We start from the raw sequence: 24,034 nt of genomic DNA on the forward strand, positions 1-24,034 counted from the left end.
TAAGTGCCATTGGGATTAGTCCCGCCCCAGCAACGTCTTACAGCTGCAGCCTGTTCCGCGAGTGCGGCAGAGGCTGCTCAGCGATAGATCAGAAATGCCTCACGCTCGTCGCGCCACGAGGTTTCATCGGGCGAGGTCAGCGCATCGAGATCCGCGGGTGTGGCTCGTGCATCGTCGACCCATTCGCGCAGCAACGGGCTGCCGTTGATGATGTCGATGGCGAGACGGTCCTTCTCATATTCGTAATGAAAGTCGCGCCATAGCGCATAGTCCGGCTGCAATCGGCGCAGCGCTTTGAACGCCAATGTTTGCAGGCGCCACGGCCGGAACGCGTGGTGATCGTAGCTGCGGTCTTCAACGTGGATCTGCAATCCTGAGCAGAGTTTCCCGACATGTTTATGAAACGTCGGCTCGAACCAGCAGGGCCGCAGCCGGCAACCTTGCAGCCATTGCGGTGCCAGCGAGCGCATCTGCTTCAACACCTGGTTGGCATCGATGTCGGGTGCGCCGAACAGCTCCAGTGGTCGAGTGGTGCCGCGACCTTCGGAAAGCGTCGTGCCCTCCAGCATCACGGTGCCTGCATAAGCGCGTGCCATCCAAAGATTCGGCGCGTTCGGACTTGGATTCACCCAGGTCCTTTCACCCAGCGGCCAGCCGTAACCTGGCGCGGCTTCGGGCTGCCAGCCTTGCATCTCGATTACGCGATAGTCGACATTGAGATGCAACGTGCGCACGAACCAATGTGCGAGCTCGCCGAGCGTGAGGCCGTGACGCATCGGCAGCGGGCCGGCACCAACGAAACTTTCCCAACCGGCGCGCAACCGCAATCCTTCAATGGGACGGCCGACGGGATTGGGCCGATCGAGCACCCAAACGGCCTTGCCGTGGGCGGCAGCCGCTTCGAGCACGTAACGCAGCGTAGTGATGAAGGTGTAGATGCGGCAACCGAGATCTTGCAGATCGACCAGCAGCACATCGAACGGCTGCATCATCTCGTCGGTGGGGCGCCGCACTTCGCCATAGAGGCTGAAGACGGGAATGCCGTGGACGGGATCGTTGAAGGTCGGCGACTCCACCATGTTGTCCTGCTTGTCGCCACGCAGGCCATGTTGCGGACCGAATGCCGCGGTGAGTTTCAGGCCGGCGGCCGCGAGCGCGTCCAGCGAATGCGTCAGGTCCGTCGTGACCGAAGCGGGATGAGCAAGCAACGCAACGCGTTTGCCCTGCAATTCACGGCGCAACGACGCATCTTCGAGCAGCCGCTCGATACCGAGCTTCATGCGGCATCTCCCGCCAGGGCCAGGGCAAAGCCATCGCGATGATGAAAATCGGGCTTGCCCGGCGGATGCGCCAGCGCCCAATACGAAATGCGGCCCTGATCGTTTGCCATGACCGCGGCCACGGCCAGTCGCAGATCGCGGCCGTTGATCTCGTCCGCCGTCAGCCCCGGGATGGCATCGAGATGAATGTCGATATCGGCAGCCAGCTCGCCATCACGGCGTCGGAACATCACGCGCGGCGGCGGCTCGGGATGCAGCGGCGTCATCCCTTCGCGATAGCCCTCGAATCGGTACACCGCCCACTGGCTGGAGGGCGAAAAGTTGAATTCGAAGTACACGCCGCTGTCGGGCAGCGCAATGAACGCCTCCAGGCACGTGTGCCGCCACAGCTCGTCCTGGAACTGGCTGGCCGCTTGCGGCGGCAGCTTCAGGCGATCGATGTCGCCGCTGATACGGTAATACAACACCAGCAGATCGGGGGTGGGCGAGTCGACTTCGACCGAGATGCTGCCGAGCACATCGTCCGGGGTCGAGGGATGTTGCAACAGGGGCATGGCGTGCATGGCGGCTATTCTAGTCCAGGGCACTGGGAACATTCCCCTTTGGCGATTCAGCTTGTGAGAGATGCAAGCTTCCGGGCATCCTGCGCGCATGCACGCACAAGAGCAGCCGGCTTCGCCCGCGGCTGTCGATGAAAACGCACGCGTCGGTTGGGGATTCATCGCGCTCCTCGCCTTCGCCTACACAGGTACGTGGCTGGCCTTGCTCACGCCCGTGCTCGTCAGTATTGCCCTGAAGGTGCGGCAGCTGGCGCCGGAGACCGCTGCCTCGAGTCTGTCGCTGGTGTTGGGCTTGGGCGCGTTCTTCGCGCTGGTAGGCAACCCGCTGTTCGGACGGCTGAGCGACCGGACCACGTCGCGCTTTGGTATGCGGCGGCCCTGGCTGATCGGCGGCGTGATCTGTGGTGCGCTGGCGCTGCTGATGATTGCGACCGCAACCTCGATCGGCATGGTGCTGGTCGGCTGGTGCCTGTCGCAGCTCGCTTTCAATGCCGTGCTGGCCGCGATCATCGCCGTGCTGCCCGATCATGTGCCCACCGAACAGCGCGGCACCGTCGCGGGCGTGATGGGAATCTGCCTGCCGCTCGGTCAGGTCAGCGGTACGTTCCTGGTGCAATCCGTGGCGGGTTCCACGTTGCTCATGTTCATGGTGCCCGCGAGCATCTGCGTGGTGCTGGTACTGATATTCGCGCTGTCGCTGCGTGATCGGCACCTCGAGCCGGGCAAGGCCAGCCCATTCGGCTGGCGGGATGCAGTGGCGATCTATTGGGTGAACCCACGGCAGCATCCTGATTTCGCGTGGACGTGGCTCAGCCGCCTGCTGCTGGTGCTGGGCACCGCGTTCCTGAATACATATCAGCCGTTTTATCTGATCGACAAGCTCGGGCATCCCTCGGAGCAGATTCCCAAGCTGATCTTTCAAGGCATCCTGGTGCAGACCGTCGCCATCGTCGCCGTCAGCGTGCTCGGCGGGCGGCTCTCGGACGCGGTCGGCCGTCGCAAGATTTTCGTGGTGATCGGTGGCGTTGTATATGCGCTGGGCTTGTGGATCATCGCAGCCGCGCCGGACTACGGAACGTTCCTGCTCGGCATGACCACTACCGGCATCGGACACGGCGTCTATTTCGCGGTCGATCTCGCTTTGGTCACGGATGTGCTGCCGAATCGTTGGCGTGATGCCGCCAAAGATCTTGGCATTTTCAACGTCGCAAATGCCTTGCCGCAGGCTATCGCGCCCGCGGTCGCGCCATTCATCCTCGCAACGACGGATGGCAATTACGGCTGGTTGTTTGCTATCGCCGGCAGCGTCGCAATGCTCGCATCCGTCACCATCTTGCCCGCCAAAAGCGTGCGCTGAAAACGTGCTGGTTCCGCTGCAGCCTGCTCAGCTCTTGGCGGCGGCTTCGGCCTTCGCTTCCAGCGTCGACCAGCGTTCGAATTTCTCCGCCATCTCACGCTCCAGATCTTCGGCGAGCTTGCGATCGGCCTTGATCTGGTCGGCGCCCTGTTTGTGATAGTCGGCCGAGCTCATGCGGGCGGTGAGCTCCTGCTGACGTTGTTCCAGCGCTTCGATTTCGGCCGGCAGTTGCGCCAGCTCGCGAGTTTCCTTGTAACTGAGCTTGACCGGTGCCGGCGACCGAGGCGCCGCTTTGGTTTCCTGCTTCGGCTTTGCCGGAGCGGGCGCGAGCGGCGCCGGACGCTGCGCCAGCCAATCGCTGTAACCGCCGACATATTCCTGCCAGCGGCCGTTGCCTTGCGCGACCAGCGTCTGGGTGACGACGTTGTCGAGGAACGTGCGGTCGTGGCTTACCAGCAGCAGCGTGCCTGGATAGGTCTGCAATGTGTCTTCCAACAGCTCCAGCGAGTCGATGTCCAGATCGTTGGTGGGCTCGTCCATCACCAGCACGTTCGCCGGGCGAGCGAACAAGCGCGCCAGCAACAAACGATTGCGCTCGCCGCCCGACAGCGCCTTCACCGGCGAGCCGGCGCGCTGCGGCGGAAACAGGAAATCGCCGAGGTACGTCATGACGTGCTTGCGCTCGCTGCCGATCTCGATCCAGTCCGAGCCCGGACTGATGGTTTCGGCCACGGATCTGTCCGGATCGAGCTGCTCGCGCAATTGATCGAAATAGGCGACGGCGATGTTCGTACCGAGCCGCACGCTGCCGGCGTCGGGCTCGAGCTTGCCGAGGATGAGCTTGATGAGCGTCGATTTGCCCGCGCCATTGGGGCCGATCAACCCGAGCCGGTCGCCTCGCATGATGCGCATGGAGAGGTCGCGCACGATGGGCCGATCGCCGAACGATTTGCTGACATCGGTCAGCTCGGCCACCAGCTTGCCGGAACGTTCGCCTGCGTCGAGCGTGAGCTTGACGCTCCCCATTTGCTCGCGGCGCGCGGCACGCTGTTCGCGAAGTGCTTCGAGTCTGCGCACGCGACCTTCGTTGCGCGTCCGCCGCGCTTCGACGCCCTTGCGTATCCACACTTCTTCCTGCGCCCAGAACTTGTCGAACTTGCGATTGACCACTTCCTCGGCCGCGAGCTGCTCGCTCTTGCGAGTTTCATACGCGGCGAAGTTGCCGGGATAGGAGCGCAGCAGACCGCGGTCGAGCTCGACGATTCGCGTCACGACACGGTCGAGGAAGGCGCGATCGTGCGTTACCACGATGGAGGCCGGCCCCTTGATCAACAGCTCTTCCAGCGCGGTGATGCCATCGATGTCCAGATGGTTGGTGGGCTCGTCGAGCAGCAGCAGGTCCGGTTCCAGCGCGAGGGCCAAGGCCAGCGCCGCGCGTTTGCGCTCACCACCGGATGTAGTCTCCGGCGCTCGCTCGGCCGCAACGCCCAGGCGTTGTAAGAATTCACTGAGCCGCGCGTCGAGCCGCCAGCGCTCGCGTTCGTCGTGGATCTGATCGAGCTTGCCGCGTTCCACCAGGCTGTCACGCACGCTTGCCGCTGGCGGCAACAGTGGCTCCTGCTCCACCAGTACGATTTTCAGTCCGTCCAGGCGGGCCAGCTCGCCGTCGTCCAAAGGCGCAAGGCCGGTGATGACCTTGAGGAGCGAGGATTTGCCGGTGCCGTTGCGGCCGATCAGGCCGACGCGCTCGCGCTCGTCGATGGAGAAGTTGGCGCGATCCAGCAGCGGATGCAGCCCGTAGGCGAGTTCGGCGTTGCGCAGCGTGAGCAGGGGCATGGGCAGAACGAAGAGGAGCGGGGCCCGAATGATAACGGCGCCGGCGATTACAGGGCTGGAAATCGGCGGCGTGCCTTACAATGCGCCCATGCGCATCGCCAAACCCCTGTTGCTGGTCACCACCCCCATCGGTCTCGCTGTCGGTCTCTACGAAGGCTGGCGCCTGGCCGGCGGCCTGGTTTTCATCATGGCCGCGTTGATAATGGTCATCGGCGTCGCATTCGGCACGGTCATCTGGACCATCCGGAAGGAGCGCGCCGAGGAAGAACGCAAGAAGGCCGAGGCGAGCCAGCCGCCGGCTTCCGGCGCTGGCCGCTGACGACGCTCACTGGTCCCGGCGCTCGATCACCAGGCTCTGGATGGCCCGGCCGAAGTAGCCACGCTCGTCGCCGAGCTTCGCGAAGGCGAGACCCGCGCCGTGATCGCCCAGCCAGGTCTGCGCATCCAACAGAATCCATTCGCCCACCGGCATGCGCGCCAGGTTGATGGTCAGATCGGCGTTGATGAAGGTCCATGCTTCGAAGTCGAGGAGCGTGGAGACGCCGTTGCAAAAGTCTCCAGTCAGGGCCACGCACATCAGCGGGCTGTTGGGCTGATCGGCGATGATGGGACGCTGCGCACGAAACCACGCCGCACCCGGGCCCAACTCTCCGAACGAGCTTCGCACCGAGCGCAACGTCACGCCCGTGCCGAATTGCTCGTGGCTGCTGAAGGCGACCTTGGATTCGCGGCCTTGTTCCGGGCCGGGCAATATCACCTGCTCGTCGATCACGTGCTCGGGCAATTCCATCTCGGTCCGTCTCACCTTGAGCACCGTGGCGCGCACGCACGCCACGCCCTCGTGCAACAAAGTCACATTGCAGACCTGGATCTTGCGGCCTTCGCGCGTCACCTCGATGTTTATTTCCAATGGCGCGACCGGAATCGGGCGCAGGAAATCGAAGGTCATGCGCGCCACTTGCATGGGCTCGCGCACCGGCATGCGTTCGATCGCCCAGGCGATCAACGCAGCGGGCGCGCCGCCGTGTTGCATGCCGGGATCCCAGGGGCCGGCGGCACAAGGTTGCGGGTGAGCGATGGAACCTTCGATGCGATAGACGTAACTCATGAGGCCAATTGTCGGAGCACGGCCGCGGTGGCGGCGTCAGTGGGAAGAAACGATTCCAGCGCCAATTCTGACAGAGTCCCGTCGATCGGTGTGCCGAACACGGTATTGGTGCTGATGAAGCTGAGCACGCCGCTCGGTGTGGCCAGCCGCAAGGGCACGACGAAGGCGTTGCTGCTCTCGGCGACCGCACTGCGGGCCGGCGTCTCGGGCGCGGGATATTCTTCCGGCTCGGCCGCGCACGCCCGGTTTCCAGAACCGGCTGGGTGCAGCCGAATCTGTTGGCTATCTGTTCGTTGGCGGCCAGGCCGCGTTCGTGGCCGGCATCGGGGATGCTGGAATATATCGGCCTGCGTAAATGGGCCGCGGTCGCCCCGATTCATGCCTGACCGGAGCGGGCGTGAACCGGTGCTGAATAGCTGTCGGTTCGCGTCGCAGCCGAGTGCCGCATCTGAATGCCGGACGGCTGCGATATGCTGAAATACGCCCCCGCCACTTGCGGCGGCTGCAGCGGCGTTCCGATATTTTCGGTACAGTGGCTGCCAATTTCTCAGTATGAGTGATCGCTCGGCAATGAAACTTACCAGGATCTTTGCCGCCGCCACGGCGGCGATCGCGCTGGCCGGGGTTTTGCCTGCCGCGCAGGCCGCCCAGCCTGGCTTCTATGTCGGCGGCATGTACGGACAGAGCGAGAAGCAGATCGACATCGCGGAGTTCGATACCTACGCGACGACGACCGTATTCCCCGCCGTACAGCTCACGGTCGATTCGATGACCAGCACGCTCGATGACAGCGACGCGGGCTTCGGCTTCTTCGCTGGCTATCGTTTCAATACGCACTTCGCCGTCGAGGGCGGGTATCTGGAGCTGGGCAACGTTGCCTATCGAGCCAACGCCAGCGGCAACATCACGGGCGTGCCCAGCGACGCCAGGCTCAACGTCGACACCGAGACTTCCGGCATGACCGTCGCGGCACTCGGCATCTGGCCGCTGAGCTATCGTTGGGAAGTCTATGGCCGGGTGGGCGCGCTGTTTTCCAGCAATGATTTTCGCGTGTTCTACGACGACGTGGAGCAGAGGCCAAGGCGCCTCGAGTTCTCGGAGAACGACGTCGACATGCTCGCCGGCATCGGCACCAGCTTCAACTTCCTGGAAATCTACGACCTGCGCCTGGAGTTCCAGCGCATCTTCGACGCTGGCGACAAGACCACGGGCGAGGCCGACTCGGACATGATCTCGCTGGGCATCAGCGTCGTGTTCTGAAGCCCTGGCGCGCCGGCATCGCGGCGCATTCCAGCGCGCGTGCCGGCAGGCGAGGCCGAACATTTCGGCTGCTCGCGTCTTATACTTCGGCGCATGTCCATGCAATCCCGTTATCGATTCGCCTGTGCGTGGCTGCCAGATGGCTGGCACCGCAACGTGGTGATTTCAGTGGACCCCGCCGGCGACATCGTCGATGTCTCGAGGGACGACACGGTCACCACGGCACGGACCGTCAATGGTGCCGCCATTCCGGGCATGCCCAACGTACACAGTCACGCGTTCCAGCGCGCCATGGCCGGGCTGACCGAACAGCGCGGCGGCAATGACGATAGTTTCTGGACATGGCGCGAGGCCATGTACGACGTCGCCAGCCGCATCACGCCGGAATGTCTCAACGCGATCGCGGCCCAGTTGTATGCGGACATGCTCAAGGCGGGCTACACGTCGGTGTGCGAATTCCATTACTTGCACAGCCATGTGGAGGCATCGAGCGAGCAGCATGCTCACGAGGTGCGATTGGCCATGAGCCAGGCTCTGATCGATGCGGCCAATACCGCCGGCATCGGCCTGACGCTGCTGCCGACGCTGTATCAAACAGCCGATTTTGGCGGCGCACCGCCGACCGAGCGCCAGCGGCAGTTCTCGATGCAGACGCGCGAGTATCTGGATCTGCTCGGCGCGCTGCGCCAGTCTTCGCAGCGTTCGGCGCAGTTGGAGATAGGCATCGCTTTGCACAGCCTGCGCGCCGTGCCGCCGGAGTCTCTGCAAATGGTGCTCCAGTCGCGCCAGCTCGGCCAGCCAACTCACATTCACATCGCCGAGCAGGAGCGCGAAGTGCAAGCCTGTCAGCAGCACTTCGGCAAGCGGCCGATCGAGTGGCTGCTGGAGAACGCGCCGGTCGACAGGCATTGGTGCCTGGTTCACGCCACGCATGCAACCAACGCGGAACTACAAGGTATCGCTGCGAGCGGAGCGGTCGTTGGCTTGTGTCCCACCACCGAAGCCAATCTGGGTGACGGCATTTTTCCGATGGAAGCGCTGTTGGCGGCCGGGGGCGTATTCGCCATCGGCTCCGACAGTCACATCTCGTTGTCGCCGATCGAAGAGCTGCGCTGGCTGGAGTATCAGGCGCGGCTGGCGCGCCGCCAGCGGAGTGTGCTCACTTCGGCAGGGCAGTCGGGTGGAACATTGCTGTGGCAGAGAGCTTGTACCGCTGGCGCCAGAGTCACGGGCCGTCCGGTCGGTGAGCTGGCAGTGGGCAAGCGTGCTGACGTGGTCGTGCTGGACTTGAATTCGCCGTTGTTCGCGGCCCGCAACGACACCTCGATCATCGATACCTTCGTTTTCTCCGGCACCAGCGAATCGGTGCGCGATGTGATGGTCGGTGGCCGCTGGCTGGTGCAGGAGCGCCGCCACTTCGCCGAAACCGCCGTGTCCGCCGGCTACAAGCGCGCCCTGCAAAAGATGCTGAAGAAGGAGCGAAGCGGATGAATGTATATGAGTTCCATCAGGGCTCGCTGCCGCTGCTCATCAGCATTCCGCACGCGGGTACGTTTGTTCCGGAGCCGATCGCGCAGCGCTTCACACTGGCTGGCAGCCGGCTGGCGGACACCGACTGGCACGTCGACAAGTTATATGAATTCGCGCGCGAGCTGGGCGCCTCCATCCTGAAGGCCAACTACTCGCGCTATGTTGTCGATCTCAATCGTTCGCCTGACTCGGCCTCGCTGTACGAGGGCAGTCCCACCTCGCCGGTGTGCCCGACCCTGACATTCCTCGATGAGCCTATCTATCTGCCGGGCCGTGAAGTCACCGCGACGGAGGTCGAGGCGCGTGTCGATCAATACTGGCAGCCATATCACCAATGCCTGGTCGCGGAGCTGAAGGCGATGCGCCAGCGTCATGGCTATGCGCTGCTCTGGGACGCGCATTCGATCGCGAGTGAAGTGCCATCGTTATTTATCGGTGTCTTGCCGGAGTTCAACTTTGGTACGCGCGACGATGCGAGCTGTCCGCGCGCCGTAGCAGACCAGTTGCTGGATTTGGTGACATCGGATGGAAAGTTCGGTGCGGTACTGAACGGGCGTTTCAAAGGCGGCTATATCACGCTGAAGTATGGCCGGCCGAGCGAAGGCGTCTATGCCGTGCAACTGGAGCTGTCGCGGCGTGTGTATATGGATGAAGCCGCGGGCACGGGCTGGAATCCGCAACGGGCGGAGTCGGCTGCTGAATTGATCTCGGCGCTGTTGATGCGCTATTTGAAGTCGCGCGTTAGCTAAAGCTTGCCGAGCTTCAGCACCGCGGCACGCACCGCAGAGATCACTTCGGCGGGAAGAAACGGCTTGCCGATGAATCCCAGCGGCCGCAAGTCGGCCACTTGCCGGCGCACGTCGTCGTTGATGTTGGCACTCACGAACAGGCAGCGCACCTCGTACAGTTCATACAGCTGCCGGGCCACGTCGATGCCGCTCACGCCATCCGCCAGGCGCAGGTCCATTATCGCGAACGCCGGCCGTTGACGCGCGGCGGCCGACAGCGCCTCGACGCCGTCGTGAGCCATGCCGCTGACTCGGTGTCCCGCCTCTTCCACCAGGTCCTGCAAGTGGATGGCGATGAGCACCTGGTCTTCGACGATTAGGACTTCGCTCCCCATGTCAGGGATTCGGGCAGTGCAAAGGTGATGTGAGCGGCATAACCATCGGCATCCTCGATGCGCAGTTGTCCGTTCAATTGCCGCACCAGCATGCTGATGAGGCGCGTGCCCAATCCACTGGGTTTGGTGGCCGGGCCACCAGGAGATCCTTGCGATGCCGAGGCCGGGGCAGGGCCCAGGCCGGGGCCGTTGTCGGCGACGGTGAGTTGCGCGCGGCGCTGGTCGAGCCGGCGCAGGATGACGTTGATGATCGGCGGCCGGTCCACCGGCCGGCCATGTTTCAAGGCGTTCATCACCAGCTCGTTGACCAGCAGCGCCACCGACACGCCGTGTTCCGTGGCCAGGCGCACCGATTCGATGTCAGTGCGCAGGCGGGCTTGACGTTCTTCGCCGAAGGCGGCGCGCTCCAGCTCGGCGCACAGGCCGGTCAGATAGGTCTTCATGTCGATGGTGAGCGGGTCCTGATCCTGATACAGCCGCTCGTGAATCGAGGCGATGGCGGTGACGCGCGCGATGGCCTTGGCGAACAGTTCCTTGGCTTCGGCCTCGCGAAACTCGTTGCTCTGCAGGCTGAGCATGCTGAGCACCAGCTGCAAGCTGTTCTTCACGCGATGATTCACTTCCCGCAGCAGCAGCTCGCGTTCGGCGAGCGCGCGGCGCAGGTCCGCTTCGCTCTTGTGGAGCCGCAGCAGCGCCCGTGTCACGGCTTCCAGCTCCTCGGGCTCGACCGGCTCGATCAGAAAACTGTCCGCGCCGGCGGACAGCGAGCGCACGCGATCGAGCACCCCGATATTCGTAGCCGATACCTGCAGCACCATGGTCGCCGCGGTCTGCGGATCGGACTTCAACTGCCGGCACACGTCGATGCCGTTCATGTCGGGCAAGTTGATATCCAGGATGATCAATTGCGGCGAGGCACTGCGCGCCAGGCGCAGCGCTTCCTTGCCGGTGCCCGCTTCGATGACCTGGAAACCGGCCCGGTTGAGGATGCGCGTGGTCGCGTATCTGCCCGGCTCGTTGTCATCGACATTGAGAATGACTTCAGGCGTGGACATGATGCCTCTCTTCCGCTGCGGTCACGCGCCGGATCACGGCTGCAACCGATTCGCGTGACAACTCGCTTTTCAACAGCAATGCGTTGGCCGCTGCGGCCTGGTCTCCGTCGATGTCGTCCGGGCGTTGCGACGTGAACAGGACGACGGGAATGTCGCGCGTCTCGTCGATCGCCTTGAGCATCTTGAGCACTTCCAGTCCATGCACATCGGGCATGGCCAGATCGAGAAAGATCACATCGGGATGCGCCTGTCGCGACAGCCGCAGACCGTCGTAACCGCCGCTGGCCTCGATGACATCGAAGCTGCTGCTCGGCAGGAACTGGCGCAGCGCGTAACGCTCGATCTCGTTGTCATCCACGATGAGCACGCGCTGCGCGATGCGAGCCTCGGCCGCGATGGCTTCTCCGGCCTGGGCAGCCATTGTCAGCCGCAGCGGAATCGCGAGCGAGAACACCGAGCCTTTGCCGATATCGCTGGCGACATCGATGCTGCCGCCGAGCAACGCGGCCAGCCGTTGCGACAGCGGCAGTCCCAAGCCGGTGCCTTTCACCGTCGTCTGCAGCGGATTGTCGACCTGCGTGAACTCATCGAAGATGCGCCGATGATTCTCCGGCGCGATACCGACGCCGGTATCGGCCACGGAGAACACGATCATGTCGGTGTCGGAGGCGAGGCGAGCCGTGACGCGTACCGAGCCGACCTCGGTGAACTTCAATGCATTCGAGATCAGATTGCGCAGGATCTGCGCGACCTTGCCCTGATCGGTGTTCAACTCGGGCAGCGTGCCGATCTCCTCGAAGGTCAGCGTCACCGTGTCCTTGATGCTGAGCGGCTTGAACATGCCGCGCAGCGCGCCGAACAAGTCGGTCACGGTGAATTTCTCGGCGTGGACCTGCAGCTTGCCCGCTTCGACTTTGCGCAGATCGAGCAGGTCATCGACCATGATCGAGAGCTGCTCCGCCGCCTGGCGGATGTAGCTGACCTGCTTCTCCTGCTCGGGCGTGAGATCGCCGTCGAGCCGGTGCAGCAGGATCTTGGACAGCGCCAGGATGGAGTTCACCGGCGTGCGGAACTCGTGGCTGACCGCCGACAGGAACCGGGTCTTGGTTTCGTCGGCCAGCCGCAGATGCGTGGCTCGTTCTTCGAGCTCGGCATATAACGCCAGCACGCCGCGATTGGTGTCTTCCAGCTCGGCGTTCAGCCGGGTCAGTTCTTCCTTGCGCAGGCGCAGCTCGTCCAGGCTGCGCAACAATTCGCGGTTCTGTTGTTGAATCTCTGCGGTGACGTCGGTCGCGCCATTGGTCGAGAGTTGAGTGGCGATGTCCGCAAGGCGCGCGGCAGTGAACTTTTCGGTGCGGCGCGGCAGGTACTTGCCGAGAGTGATGGTGGTGCCGCGGCCTTTGCCGGAATAAACATCGAAGGTATCCATCAGCCGGCGCGCGGCGACCAGGCCGAGCTTCACCTCGCCCGTGGGAGTTTCGGCAGTGGCTTCCTCGAGATTGGCAATGCCCGGGCCCTGGTCGCTGATCACGATTTGCAGCAGCGGATTGGCTGCTTGCGTGTGGCCACCGGATTGACCCTGGTTCAAAGTGAATTCGATCGTGCCGCCGCCCGCGTGACGCATGGCATTGCGCGCCAGTTCGGAGACCGCGGTGGCGATACGAATCTGATCCTGTGAATCGAAACCGAGCAATGCGCTGACCTGACGGGCGCGCTGGCGCGCCGCGACGATGTCGCGATCCTGCGCAAGCTCCAGACGTAACAAAGAGCGGTTCATGAGGGTGTTCGACGCATGACCACAATCATGGAATCGTCGCGACCGCGCTTGCAGTCGCGATACAGCACGCCCGCGATCAACGATGGGTGATGCTGCATCAAGCCGGGATAGCGGTCGGGATGCCAGTTGGCGGTGAGCCCATCCGAATGCAACACCACGACCGTATCGGGCGGGCACGGATGTTGAAACTCGCGAGGCTTGCCGATGACATGTCCCACGATGCCGTTGTCGGCGGCGATGCGCTTCATGCCGCTGCTGTTGATAAAGGCGGCGCTCACGTTGCCCACGGCCACGGTGCCCATGCGGGCAGCATCCCAATCCACTTCCAGCAACGTGACTGCGCCACCTCGCGTGGGGCGCAGTGCTTCGTGCAGCAGTTGCAGGAGCCGCAGCAGCGGCCGATGATTCTCGGCGTTGAACACGCGGCACGCCTCGGTGGCCGCTTGCTGGGCGGCGAACCCGTGACCCAGGCCGTCGATGCCGGCCAGCAGCGCTCCTTCGATGCGCTCGTGATAGCACCAGGCGTCGCCACTGGCGGTTTCGCCTGGTTTCGGCACTACCAGCGCTCCGATCTGCGTGCGCTCCGGCGTTGGCACGCGTGCGCCTGGCCACAGCTGGGCCAGCACTGCGGTGCCCTGATCCGGGCGCGAATAGATTTCGAACAGCTGTGACATGCGTTCCATGGCGCCCAGCCCGGTGCCGGGACTGCCGCTGGTGGAGTAACCATCGCGCAGGCTCTTGGCGATGTCGGCCATGCCTGCGCCCTTGTCCAGTCCGAGCAGTTCCAGGCCCGTGCGCCCGCCGCTCGTGATCCGTTGCGCGATCAGCTCGCCGCCGCCGCCGTGCTTGACCAGATTGGTGCCGATTTCGGTGGCGACCAGCGCCGCCCGCCCGGCATCCTCTGCATCGAAACCCAGCTGACCGGCCAATACGCTGACTGCTCGCCTGGCGGGGGCGACTTCGGTCGGTTCGCCGATCGAGAATTGTTGCATCTACTTCCAACGAGTGATGGTCACGCGCGTGCCGACGCCGGGCTGCGACCAGATATCGAATTCATGCGACAGCTTCCGTGCGCCATTGAGTCCCAGGCCCAGCCCCGAGCCGGTGCTGAAACCGTCGGTCAGTGCCAGCTCGATGTTGGCAATGCCGGGGCCGCGATCTTCGAAGGTGAGGCGCACGCCGGCGCGCTTCGGCCCTTCGTGGAGGCGCTCGATCCGGACCTCCCCACCGCCGCCATAGGTCAATGTATTGCGCGCCAGTTCGCTCGCCGCGGTGATGATCTTGGTCTGGTCCACCAGGCTGAAACCCAGATCCATCGCGAGCGAGCGCACTGCTTGCCGAACCTTCACCACGTCTTCGCCGGAACGCACGGGTAACGTGGTTGGTTCAATCGACATGGCCGCTTTCATCGCTCCGGTCGAGAACGTTGCGCAGCAGGGCCAGGCCGGCATCGACATTCAAGGCGGTGCGTATGCCCGGCAAGGAAAGTCCGAGCTCGACCAGCGTGATGGCAACCGCGGGCTGCATGCCCACCACCACGGTCTGCGCATCCAGGATGCGCGACATCGCCGCGATATTGCCGAGCATACGGCCGATGAAAGAGTCGACCATTTCCAGGGCGGATATATCGATCAGCACGCCGCGCGCCTTGGTCGCGACGATCTTGCTGGTGAGATCGTCCTGCAGGGTCATCGCCAGCTCGTCGTGCATGTCGACCTGGACGGTGACCAGCAGGCAGTCGCCGAGCCGCAGAATCGGAACGCGATCCACGGCTTTACCCTCTGGCAGTGCCAGCGTTGGCGCCGGAGGTCACGGTCAGTCCACGGCGCTTCAAGGCCAGCGCGAAAGCATCCGACAGGCTGGCCTTGGTAGCGACGGCGGACAGGTCGATGCCCAGGTGCACGATGGTCTGCGCGATCTGCGGACGGATGCCGCTGATGATGCAATCGGCGCCCATGAGCTGCGCCGCCGATACCGTTTTGAGCAGATGCTGAGCGACCAATGTATCCACCGTCGGCACGCCGGTGATGTCGATGACCGCGATGCTGGAGCCGGTGGCCACCAGCCGTTGCAGCAGCGTTTCCATCACGACCTGGGTGCGTTCGCTGTCCAGCGTGCCGATCAGCGGCAGGGCCAGGATGCCGGGCCACAGCTCGACCACCGGCGTCGACAGCTCGATCAGTTCCTCCTGCTGGCGCGAGATCACGGCCTCGCGCGCCTGCTGATATACCTCGGTGGTATACAAGCCGAGTGCATCCAGCAGCTGCGAGACCTCCCACAGGCTGTCGACCAGCACCTCGGGCTCGCCGATCAGAGCGGTGCGCAGGCTGGAGAAGAGGGGCTGCTTCAGCGAGAAAACAAAGCTCGCGACTTGCGAGGGCGAGAAGCCTTGCGTGGCGCGGCTGCGGGACAGGTCGGAAAGGAATTCACGAACCTCGGTCCACTGGGCGTTGCGCGTGTCGAACTGCACGCCATTGCGGATGGTGCTGCTCACCAGCGCCAGAAACCGCTGCGACTCGTCCCGGAGCTGCGATTCCTGCAGACGGCCGCCGCGCCAGGCGCCCGATTCCAACTGCAGTTTGATCCATTCGCCGAGAATTTCTTGTTGGTGCTGCTCGACAATGGCCGGCAGCCGACTTGTCAGTCGGTTCATCCGCAACTCCTGAGTATCCGCGCGGGTGCGATCGTTAATAGGTCTGAGGATGGCTCGCTGGGGGAGCCTTATGGGCAGGCGCAGGGCGTCTCACCCGCGAGTGACGCCCGACCGCAGCGATACGCGCGGCCAGGACGAGGGGTTCCCGCTTCTTTGAAAAAATTCCAGCGGTGCCGGCTGGGCGGACTCGAGGTGGGCTCAGGCGAGCTTGAGTATGTCCGTGTCGTCGGTCAGGCCGAGCGGGCGGCCGTTCAAGAAGTCCCGGCAGCGCTCCGCCGGGACCGCTTCGGAGAACAGGTAGCCCTGCGCGTAGCGGCAGCCGAGCTTGCGGAGCATCTCCAGCTGCGACCAGCCTTCCACGCCTTCGGCGATGACCTTGATTTTCAAATGCTGGGCCATGGCGATGATGGCGCCGACGATGGCGTGGTCGTTGGAGTCGGTGACCAGGTCGCGGATGAAACTGCGGTCGATCTTCAAGTAGTCGACCCGCCAGCGCTTCAGATAGCTCAGCGAGGAATAGCCGGTGCCGAAGTCGTCGATGACCACGCGTACTCCGAGCGCGCGCAGATCATTGATGGCGTCCACGCCCGTGTCATTGCTGCTCGATCCGTGCCGGGGCTCGACCTGCTCGAACATCGCGCCTTCGGTCAGTTCGATCTGCAACATGGCCGGGCTGAAGGCATGGGCCTGGGTGAGCTCGGCGATGCGCTGGCGCAGGTCGCAGCGGGCCAGCTGGCCGGGCGAGACGTTGATCGCCACCGGCACCAGCACCGTGTTGCCGGCCTTGCGCCACCGCACCATGTCGGCGATGACGCGATTGATCACGAAGTCGCCGAGGCCGGCGATCAGGCCGGTTTCTTCGGCGACCGGAATGAATCGCAGCGGCGCGACGTAGCCATCGGTCGGATGCTTCCAACGTACCAGTGCCTCGAGGGTGACCACGCGCCGGGTTTCGATGTCGACCAGCGGTTGATAGTGCACGTCGAGCTGGCTCTGCGACTCCAGTGCCGCGCGCAAGCTTGCCTCGATGGCGACGCGTTCCTTCAGCTGCCGGTCCATCACCGGGCTGAACACCTGGAAGTTGTTCCGGCCGCGATCCTTGGCTTGATACATCGCCGTGTCGGAGTGGCGCAGCAGCGCGCCAACGTCTTCACCGTCGCGCGGAAACATGCTGACGCCGACGCTGGCGGTGGTCACCAGCGGCTTGCCATCGATCTCCAGCGGCGCGTTGAGCGAGGAGGTGATGCGAGATGCCGTTTCGTTGACTTGATTGGTGTTCTTGACGATGTTGAGCACGACCACGAATTCGTCGCCGCCCATGCGCACTACGATGTCCTCACTGCGCACCGCGTCCTTGATGCGTTGTGATACGGCCTGCAGCAGTTTGTCGCCGACCTCGTGACCATGAGTGTCGTTGACGTGCTTGAAACGATCGAGATCGATGAACAGCACCGCCAGCGCCGCCTTCCTGCGGCGTGCCTCTTCGATAGCGGCGGGCAGGTGCGCGGCAAGAAACAGTCGGTTCGGCAGACCGGTCAACTGATCATGATGCGCCAGGCGGTCGAGCCGCTGTTGTTTCTCCAGCAGCTGCGCTTCGATCTTGCGGCGGACCATGCCGCCGTGTTCCACCTGTTCGATGAATTGTTGATGCCGCGATTCGGCTTCGATGACGCGTGTCGCCATCTCGCGCACACGCATCTTCAGATGGACGATCCAGGCCGAAACCGCGCACAGGACGGCGATGACACAGGCAAGCAGGTAGAGCATTGAACGGCGCGCTTAGTTGAAGGCGCGAGTGTCGCTAAACCGCGTCGGCTGCCATAGCGATGTGGCGCACAGTTTCCGACGGCAAGGGGCACCGCCTGCGAAAACCTCGACGGGTGACCGGTTGCCGACTTAACAGTTGGCGTGTCAGCGCCGGTGCGGTCATTGCAGCAACCGCTGTCCGCGCTCAGGGTCGCCGGCGGAATTGCAGGAAGGGCGTGAGGTAGCCCACCTGGTTATAGAGAATCTGCGCGCGTGCGTTGGTGTTCTCGGTGTGCCAGTAGATGCGCGTCACGCCGCGTTCATCGGCCGCTCGATACACGGCCTCGATCAGCGCACGGCCCACCTTCCGGCCGCGACCTTGCGGATCGACGAACAGATCCTCCAGGTAGCAATAGCCGCTCGCCGACCAGGTGGAGAGGTGAAAGTGGTAATGAACGAATCCGACCATGCTGCCGGCGTCGTCCAGTCCGGCAAAGCCCCACAGCTCGCGTCCCTCCATCAGCCGGCGCCAGGTGAGCTCGGTGGTCGAGGCAGGCAGGTCTTGTTGGTAGAAGGCCAGGTACTGCGACCATAGCTCGTCCCAACGCTGCCGGTCGCTCGCTTGCAGCGGGCGCGTGCGAGCGAGGGCGGTCGCTGACCGATCGGCAAGTTCCGAGCTCGACGCTGGTGAAGTCGAATGTGCCATGTCCATTCCCTGGTCCATCCCCTGGTGCCTTGAGTAGGGAGATTATAGGGGCTGGCACGGTCGAAGTGCTTCGGGTCGGTTGATCGAACCGAGTGATCGAAGCTATCGGTCCTGGTTCTTCTGAGCATCCACTTCGCGCTCGGCATGTAGCCAATCATCGAGCTCGTGTCCCGGAGCGAAGCCGCGGCGCTCGGCGCGCCAGTAAGCCGCTTCGGCAATTCGTGCTTCGCGGCTGTCCGAGAACGACGGGATCTCCCGCTCTTCGAGCCTGCTCTCGGTGATTTTCACGTCGTGAGTGCCTTCGCCGACGCCAACGGCGGCGCGATTCGCGGCGGTTTCGGCATTGGCATTGGCGCGCGTCTGCTCCTCATTGGTATTGGTTACGCTGGTCGCCACCGGCAACGTGCGCGTCGATGCTTTCTTGGAACGGGGGATCGTACCTGAGCTGCGGCTCGCCATGATGATCTCCGATGGACGGTTATGTTCAGTGCCACAGCCAAATCGATTTCGGCGTGAAAGGTTCCAAGATCTACACGCTGAAGCTGTGGTCGGAAATATGCCGACCTCAGTGAATACGGCGGTGACCCGAAGATCACCGCCGTCTTACTGCCAGAGCTGTGACGACGTCATTACGTCAGTGACGTGCGCGGCTGTTCGAAGCGCGAGCCGTTTTGCTCCGGCTGCCGGCGCGAGCCTGGCGTTGCTTGGCTGCTGACGCGCGTGTCGAGCGCGAGCTCGCAGCGCGCTTGCGTTGCGGTGCTGGAGCTTCCTCTGCCTCGATGCCCATCTGCTCCATCAATTCCATTTTCCGGTGCGCAAGCTGGGTGCCCATTTCCTTCAGGTCCACCTCGGTGTCCTTGAGGGCCGGGAACAGCTCCTTCTCCTCTTCCTTGACGTGATGCTTGACGTACTCGCTCAGCACCGTGACCAGCGGCTTGAACTCCGGGTCCTCGGGCGTGCTGGCCTCGATCTTGGCAATCAGCTCCTTGGCGGAGGCGTGCTCGATCTCGGCCTCGTACACCATTTCGTCCTCTTCCTCGCCGAACGCCTCCCTGGCTTGCGGATACAGCAGCTCTTCCTCGATCTGCGCGTGCACGGTGAGCATCTGGCAGATGCGCGTGGCGAGGGCGGCTTGCTCGCTCTCGTCCGCGTCCTCGAACTCATCGAACAACGCTTCCACGGTGCGATGGTCCTGCTTCAGCAACGCAATCGCATCCCGCGGCGCATCCATCGAACGTGTTGGGTTGGCTCGTGCCATGGGCTTGCTCCTCGAAATCGTGTTTAGCAGTAGTGGCTGGCTCACCGGAGCAATGAGCCGCCTGCAATTGAAGTTCCTGCGCTACCAGCGGTTGGCGGTTGGCGGTTAGCGGTTAGCGGTTGGCGGTTAGTGGTTAGAAGGTCAGTTTGCCGCCAAAGAGCAGATTTCTTACTAACCACTAACCACTAACCGCTAACCGCTTTCCGGGAGCTCGGCAAGGCGCTCGAGCATGCGCGGGTCGCCGGCGACGTGCACTTTTTCGGCGGGACCGAGCCAAGCCAGTGCTTCATTGAGCGTGTTGGCGTCGCGCACCTTCTGTTCGGCGGTGAGGCGATGCGGGTCGGGATGGCCGCGTGATTCGGCAGGACGCGGCATATTACCTGTGATGTGCGCGTAACGAGCCTGGCGATCCGCAGCGAGCAGGCGCAAGGCGTCTTGCGCGGGCGCCTTCGCTTCAGCCAGCAACTCATCGCGGCGGCGAATCACGTCCGGCGCATATTTTTCCTCGGGCGTTCGTAACAATCCCAGCGAATGCATCAGCCGGCCGGCACGCACGCTGCCGCTCATCTTGGACAATGGAATCGCCAGCAGCAGGCCGGCGAGCGTGGGCGTCAACCATGCCAGCAATGTAGGTGATATCAGATAAGCAATGATGCCGATGAGCACACCAATGGCCGTATGACCCCAGTGCATTCGCACTGCTTCGCGCCAGGCGGTGGCGTCGCTCCGGCGCCGCTGCGCGTTCCATCCGGAGTCGCGCCCGGTGAGGATTTCGATCACATGATGAGTCTGCACCAGCATCATGATCGGGGCGTACAAGGCCGACAGCAGCGTCTCGATCACGGTGCTTACGGTCACGCCCAGAAAGCCGCCGCAGCCCTGGCGGACCTTGCTGGTGAACAACGAGCGCAGCATGCCCAGCACCTTGGGAATGAACAGCACGATCATGGTGAAGATGAACAGCTCGGTCATGCGCTCGGCGTCGAACTTCGGCCAGTCCGGGAACAGCTGGAAGCTGCGGCTGAAATATTCCGGACGGATCAGCGTGGCCTGCAGGGTCAGCGCGAAGCCCACCAGCAACAGCATCAGCCATAGCGGCGAGGACAGGTAGCTCATGATGCCGATGAAGAAATGGCCGCGACTGACCGTGGACAGCCCATCGGCGCCGATGATCTTGGAATGTTGCAGGTTGCCCTGGGCCCAGCGGCGATCGCGCACCGCCACGTCGATCAGCGATGGCGGGCTTTCTTCCCAGGAGCCGTCGAGGTCCGGCGCCATGCGCACCTTCCAGCCGGCCCGCCGCATCAAGGCCGCTTCGACGAAATCGTGCGACATCACGTGACCGCCGAAAGGCTTGCGGCCCGGCAACTGCGGCATGCCGCAGGCTTCGGCGAAGGCCGCTACACGGATGATTGCATTGTGTCCCCAATAGTTGCCTTCGTTGCCGGACCAGGCGGCGACGCCACGCGCGATGATTCCGCCGTAGACGCGGCCCGCGAACTGCTGGATGCGGGAAAACAGACTGTAATGACCGTGCAACATCGGCACGGTCTGCAGGATGCCGAGATGCGCGTCGCCCTGCATGCGGCGAACCAGCTCGATCAATGTTTCCGCCGACATCAGGCTGTCGGCGTCGAGCACGATCATGTAGTCGTAACGTCCGCCCCAGCGTTTGACGAACTCCTCGACATTGCCGGCCTTGCGGCCGGTGTTGTGCCAGCGCCGGCGATACCAGACCGGCATGATGTCGCGCAGCTCGCGCCGCAGCCGGTCCACGGCCAACGATTCATTGATCCATGGATCGGCCTGCGTGGAGTCGGAGAGGATGACGATCTCGAAATGTTGTGCGGCGCCGGCTTTATGCAGCGCTTCGGCCATGGCCTGCAGCGCCGAGGTCGTATGCGTCGGGTCCTCGTTATAGATGGGCATCAGCAGCGCGGTACGGGAGCCCGCCAGCGTTGCTTGCGTCTTCGGCTTGTGTAGCGGCACCAGCAAGCCGGCGACCGCCGAGGCGGCGGCGAAAGCGATCCACGCCAGCGTCACGGTGAAGAAGAACACCATCACGCCTTGCAATACCGTCATCTTCGAAAACTCGACGATGCCCAGCATTTCGAACAGGCCGTAACCGGTGATGCCGAGGGTGCCGAGAAGCACGATGGCGCGCGCAAAGACTGCCCTGGCCGGCGCCGGCCCGAGCGCTCGTACCACTTGCGGCGAATGGCGCAGGTCCTGCACCGGCATGTCGATCGGGCGCTCGAACGGCATGCCGCCGCGAACCACATCCCGGCCTTCAGTCGGCGAAGTCGGAGATTTCAGCTGGCCGTCCATCGATAGAGCCAGGTTTCGGAAATGGGTCGATTGGCTCGCAGCAGGCGCATCCGCAGCTCGACCAGATTGCTGCCCGCCGGATCCAGCTCGAAGCTGGCGCGTACACCCTTGGTCAGGGGGTTCGGCTGCAGGACCAGGTGATGAAGCTTGCCGGTGGATGCGCCGACGTCGAGTTTCAATCCTTCGATGGTACGCCCGACGCCCGCGAAGTCGACCACGAAGACGCGGCGTTTGCCGTCGAGGGTCGGGCCACTGCGCGTGGCGGTGGCGCGTCCCAGTGAAGGCGTGATGCGCGGGGTAGCGTTCCAGCGCATGCGATACGAAGCATGCCAGGGTTTGCCGGCAGGCAGCGTGTAGTGCGGTCGGAAGAACGCGACGATGTTGTCGTTGGTCTCGTTCTCGGTGGGGATCTCGACCAGGTCCACCGAGCCCTTGCCCCAGTCGCTGGTGGGCTCGATCCAGGCGCTGGGCCGCAATTCGTACCTGGCTTCGAAATCGCGGTAGTCGCTCATGCGTCGCGAACGCTGCACCAGGCCGAATGCGCGAGGTGCTTCGGCGGTGAAGGCGGAGACCTGCAGCTCGGTGGGATTGCGCAGCGGACGCCACAGCCGCTCGCCGGAGGCGGTGACCACTTGCAGACCGTCCGAGTCGTGCACTTCGTCGCGGAAGTCGTCGATGCGGGTGCGCTCGGATTCATCGAACAGAAACATTGACGTGAGCGGCGCCAGGCCGATGTTGTCCAGGTCGACGCGCGGGAACAGCGTCATCTCCACGTCCATGATGGTCTCGGTGCCGGGCTGGATGGAGAACCGGTAGGCGCCGGTTACGGAGGGACTATCCAATAATGCGTGCACCACGATGCCGGAAGAGTTGGCGCCGGGACGCTCGATCCAGAACTGGGTAAAGGCGGGGAATTCTTCGCCGGAGGGGTGCGCGGTGCGAATCGCCAGACCGCGTGCCGACAATCCATAGAGTCCGCCACGCGGCACGGCGCGAAAGTAGGTGGCGCCCTGGAAGACTGCGAACTCGTCCCACACCGAGCGTGAATTGAGCAGGGTGCGCAGACGGAAGCCCGACAGCGGCAGGGTCTGATTGGCCAGCAGTCTGGCGACGTGCGGGCCGAGCGAAAACAGGTTGGGAGAGCCGGTCAGGTCGCGCGCCATGCCGCTTTCGACCACCGACACCTTGACCGGCGTTTGAAACAGGAAACCCGCCGGTAGCAGCTCGACGCGGAACGGCACCTGCTCGTTGCGCCAGAGCGCTGCGTCGGACCTGGAGCGGATGTCACGATATTGATCGTAGCTGAGCTGCTGGAGCGCCGCGTTGCCTTCCAGGCGGCGCGGCACATAAGCCGCGGCGGCGGTGCGCTTGGCGAGATCGACGACGGTCGAGGGCGTGAACTTGTAACGCTGCGCCCGCGCGCTTTCCGCGGCCGGCTTGATGGACGCCGCCCCCGCCACGCACGAAAACGTTACCACCAGCATCAACAGCCAGTAACGACGCATGGTTGATTGCGACGGCCGCTGCAGGGGAGGTCGTGAGGGCGCGGAGGACGAGGCGCCCCGAGGATGTACTGACTCGCCTGAATTCATCCGAATCGATCGTTCCTGGTTCAAAAGCCGCTGCGGGAGCTCGTGCGTAGCGGATGGGACCCGACGCGCTGCGCATCATCGCGCTGGGGAAGCTTTCAGGTCTCTCGTCTACGCATGTCACAACACCACAGTTCCAGATTTCACTTCACTGTCGCGGAACCGCGTCGCTGCGCCACGTATTAATCGCAGCGGCGTTCGTTGGTGGCGCACAACATCGTCACTTTACCAGCCTACACCCCTCGTACTGCATTCCTATCGGAGACCGAGCATGATCGACGTGTCGCGTGGCCAGCCTCATCAATGGGCACTGGTGCTGGCGGCTGGCGATGGCAGCCGGCTGCGCGCGTTGACCACCCAGCCGTGCGGCACGCCGGTCCCCAAGCAATACTGTTCCTTGAACGGTGGTCCGACGCTGCTGGAAGATGCCATGGCCCGTGCACGCGCCCAGGTCGCTCCCGAGCGAGTCTGCGCCATCGTTGCCCAACAGCACCATCGCTGGTGGTCGGCCCTCGATGCATTGGCCACATTGCCGCAGGCCAACCTCATCGTTCAGCCTCGCAATCGCGGCACTGCCATCGGCATCCTGTATTCGTTGCTGCATATTTTAAGCCAGGATGCGCAGGCCCAGGTGTTGTTGTTGCCGTCGGACCACTACGTGGCGGACGAAGTCGTTTTGCAGCGAGGCTGGAGCGACCTTGGTCCGCCGGATCGTGTCGGTGAGACGTTGCGCCGGTTGCGGAGCGAGCGGCGATCGGCGCAGCGCGAGGCTCTTGCTCGGCACATCGATCTGGTGAACCTGGCCGCCCGGCATGCGCACTTCGAACGCTCCATGATGGGCGGCGACCGCTCGAGCTGAGCCGGTCTC

At 63.6% G+C, this 24,034-nt stretch carries 23 protein-coding genes; 6 read left to right on the forward strand and 17 right to left on the reverse strand.

The window, feature by feature from the left end; translation table 11 throughout:
- Positions 1-77: 77 nt before the first annotated feature.
- Positions 78-1,280, reverse strand: a complete 1,203-nt coding sequence (locus VGE08_RS12240) for a DUF1343 domain-containing protein (protein WP_331068173.1) — start codon at positions 1,278-1,280, stop codon at positions 78-80.
- Entirely contained in the window at positions 1,277-1,843 is a 567-nt protein-coding gene (locus VGE08_RS12245) for a DOMON-like domain-containing protein (protein ID WP_331068174.1), read from the reverse strand. The genes VGE08_RS12240 and VGE08_RS12245 overlap by 4 nt, the downstream gene beginning before the upstream one ends.
- 88 nt (positions 1,844-1,931) lie before the next feature.
- Here VGE08_RS12245 and VGE08_RS12250 point away from each other — a divergent pair, with 88 nt between their 5' ends.
- Complete coding sequence (locus tag VGE08_RS12250) at positions 1,932-3,197, forward strand: MFS transporter (RefSeq protein WP_331068175.1); 1,266 nt, start codon at positions 1,932-1,934, stop codon at positions 3,195-3,197.
- Between the two features lie 27 nt (positions 3,198-3,224).
- Here the strand turns inward: VGE08_RS12250 and VGE08_RS12255 are convergent, their stop codons facing one another.
- Positions 3,225-5,033, reverse strand: coding sequence for an ATP-binding cassette domain-containing protein (locus tag VGE08_RS12255; protein WP_331068176.1), 1,809 nt, complete (start codon positions 5,031-5,033; stop codon positions 3,225-3,227).
- Positions 5,034-5,061: 28 nt separating this feature from the next.
- Between VGE08_RS12255 and VGE08_RS12260 the strand changes: the two genes are divergently transcribed.
- Positions 5,062-5,352, forward strand: a complete 291-nt coding sequence (locus VGE08_RS12260) for a hypothetical protein (RefSeq protein ID WP_331068177.1) — start codon at positions 5,062-5,064, stop codon at positions 5,350-5,352.
- Positions 5,353-5,358: 6 nt separating this feature from the next.
- On the opposite strand, the gene VGE08_RS12265 is transcribed toward VGE08_RS12260, so the two are convergent.
- On the reverse strand, positions 5,359-6,141 hold the full coding sequence (locus VGE08_RS12265; RefSeq protein ID WP_331068178.1) for a thioesterase family protein: 783 nt from the start codon (positions 6,139-6,141) through the stop codon (positions 5,359-5,361).
- Positions 6,142-6,711: 570 nt separating this feature from the next.
- On the opposite strand from VGE08_RS12265, the gene VGE08_RS12270 reads away from it, so the two are divergent.
- The 3 genes from VGE08_RS12270 (at position 6,712) to hutG (ending at position 9,680) form a co-directional block, all read left to right on the forward strand.
- Positions 6,712-7,401, forward strand: coding sequence for an outer membrane beta-barrel protein (locus VGE08_RS12270; RefSeq protein ID WP_331068179.1), 690 nt, complete (start codon positions 6,712-6,714; stop codon positions 7,399-7,401).
- A 93-nt stretch (positions 7,402-7,494) separates the two neighbouring features.
- Positions 7,495-8,892, forward strand: coding sequence for a formimidoylglutamate deiminase (locus VGE08_RS12275; protein ID WP_331068180.1), 1,398 nt, complete (start codon positions 7,495-7,497; stop codon positions 8,890-8,892).
- On the forward strand, positions 8,889-9,680 hold the full coding sequence (gene hutG, locus VGE08_RS12280; RefSeq protein WP_331068181.1) for an N-formylglutamate deformylase: 792 nt from the start codon (positions 8,889-8,891) through the stop codon (positions 9,678-9,680). The genes VGE08_RS12275 and hutG overlap by 4 nt, the downstream gene beginning before the upstream one ends.
- Here hutG and VGE08_RS12285 read toward each other — a convergent pair.
- From VGE08_RS12285 to VGE08_RS12345, 13 genes are all read right to left on the reverse strand, one after another.
- Positions 9,677-10,054, reverse strand: coding sequence for a response regulator (locus tag VGE08_RS12285; protein ID WP_331068182.1), 378 nt, complete (start codon positions 10,052-10,054; stop codon positions 9,677-9,679). The two genes, hutG and VGE08_RS12285, sit on opposite strands and share 4 nt — an antisense overlap.
- Complete coding sequence (locus VGE08_RS12290; RefSeq protein ID WP_331068183.1) at positions 10,036-11,109, reverse strand: histidine kinase dimerization/phosphoacceptor domain -containing protein; 1,074 nt, start codon at positions 11,107-11,109, stop codon at positions 10,036-10,038. The genes VGE08_RS12285 and VGE08_RS12290 overlap by 19 nt, the downstream gene beginning before the upstream one ends.
- On the reverse strand, positions 11,096-12,886 hold the full coding sequence (locus VGE08_RS12295) for an ATP-binding protein (protein WP_331068184.1): 1,791 nt from the start codon (positions 12,884-12,886) through the stop codon (positions 11,096-11,098). The genes VGE08_RS12290 and VGE08_RS12295 overlap by 14 nt, the downstream gene beginning before the upstream one ends.
- Positions 12,883-13,878, reverse strand: a complete 996-nt coding sequence (locus VGE08_RS12300) for an anti-sigma regulatory factor (protein WP_331068185.1) — start codon at positions 13,876-13,878, stop codon at positions 12,883-12,885. Before VGE08_RS12300 ends, VGE08_RS12295 begins: the two co-directional genes overlap by 4 nt.
- Entirely contained in the window at positions 13,879-14,283 is a 405-nt protein-coding gene (locus VGE08_RS12305) for an anti-sigma regulatory factor (protein WP_331068186.1), read from the reverse strand.
- Positions 14,273-14,656 carry an STAS domain-containing protein gene (locus tag VGE08_RS12310; RefSeq protein ID WP_331068187.1) on the reverse strand — a complete coding sequence of 128 codons (384 nt, stop codon included), beginning with the start codon at positions 14,654-14,656 and terminating at the stop codon, positions 14,273-14,275. Before VGE08_RS12310 ends, VGE08_RS12305 begins: the two co-directional genes overlap by 11 nt.
- A 4-nt stretch (positions 14,657-14,660) precedes the next feature.
- Positions 14,661-15,539 (reverse strand): STAS domain-containing protein, encoded by an 879-nt coding sequence (locus VGE08_RS12315; RefSeq protein WP_331068188.1) that lies wholly within the window; start codon positions 15,537-15,539, stop codon positions 14,661-14,663.
- A 198-nt stretch (positions 15,540-15,737) separates the two neighbouring features.
- Positions 15,738-17,306 carry a putative bifunctional diguanylate cyclase/phosphodiesterase gene (locus VGE08_RS12320; protein ID WP_331068189.1) on the reverse strand — a complete coding sequence of 523 codons (1,569 nt, stop codon included), beginning with the start codon at positions 17,304-17,306 and terminating at the stop codon, positions 15,738-15,740.
- Between the two features lie 184 nt (positions 17,307-17,490).
- Positions 17,491-17,991 carry a GNAT family N-acetyltransferase gene (locus tag VGE08_RS12325; RefSeq protein WP_331068190.1) on the reverse strand — a complete coding sequence of 167 codons (501 nt, stop codon included), beginning with the start codon at positions 17,989-17,991 and terminating at the stop codon, positions 17,491-17,493.
- A 102-nt stretch (positions 17,992-18,093) separates the two neighbouring features.
- Entirely contained in the window at positions 18,094-18,450 is a 357-nt protein-coding gene (locus VGE08_RS12330; RefSeq protein ID WP_331068191.1) for a DUF2934 domain-containing protein, read from the reverse strand.
- 175 nt (positions 18,451-18,625) lie between these two features.
- Positions 18,626-19,249 (reverse strand): hemerythrin domain-containing protein, encoded by a 624-nt coding sequence (locus tag VGE08_RS12335; protein WP_331068192.1) that lies wholly within the window; start codon positions 19,247-19,249, stop codon positions 18,626-18,628.
- 192 nt (positions 19,250-19,441) lie between these two features.
- Positions 19,442-21,577, reverse strand: coding sequence for a glucans biosynthesis glucosyltransferase MdoH (gene mdoH, locus VGE08_RS12340; protein WP_331068193.1), 2,136 nt, complete (start codon positions 21,575-21,577; stop codon positions 19,442-19,444).
- A complete protein-coding gene (locus VGE08_RS12345; RefSeq protein WP_331068194.1) occupies positions 21,562-23,082 on the reverse strand; it encodes a glucan biosynthesis protein G in 1,521 nt (506 codons plus the stop codon). The genes mdoH and VGE08_RS12345 overlap by 16 nt, the downstream gene beginning before the upstream one ends.
- A 355-nt stretch (positions 23,083-23,437) precedes the next feature.
- Here VGE08_RS12345 and VGE08_RS12350 point away from each other — a divergent pair, with 355 nt between their 5' ends.
- A complete protein-coding gene (locus tag VGE08_RS12350) occupies positions 23,438-24,025 on the forward strand; it encodes a sugar phosphate nucleotidyltransferase (protein ID WP_331068195.1) in 588 nt (195 codons plus the stop codon).
- The last annotated feature ends 9 nt before the right edge of the window (positions 24,026-24,034 follow it).

Source organism: Steroidobacter sp. (genome assembly GCF_036406195.1).
In the GTDB taxonomy this organism is placed as follows: domain Bacteria; phylum Pseudomonadota; class Gammaproteobacteria; order Steroidobacterales; family Steroidobacteraceae; genus Steroidobacter.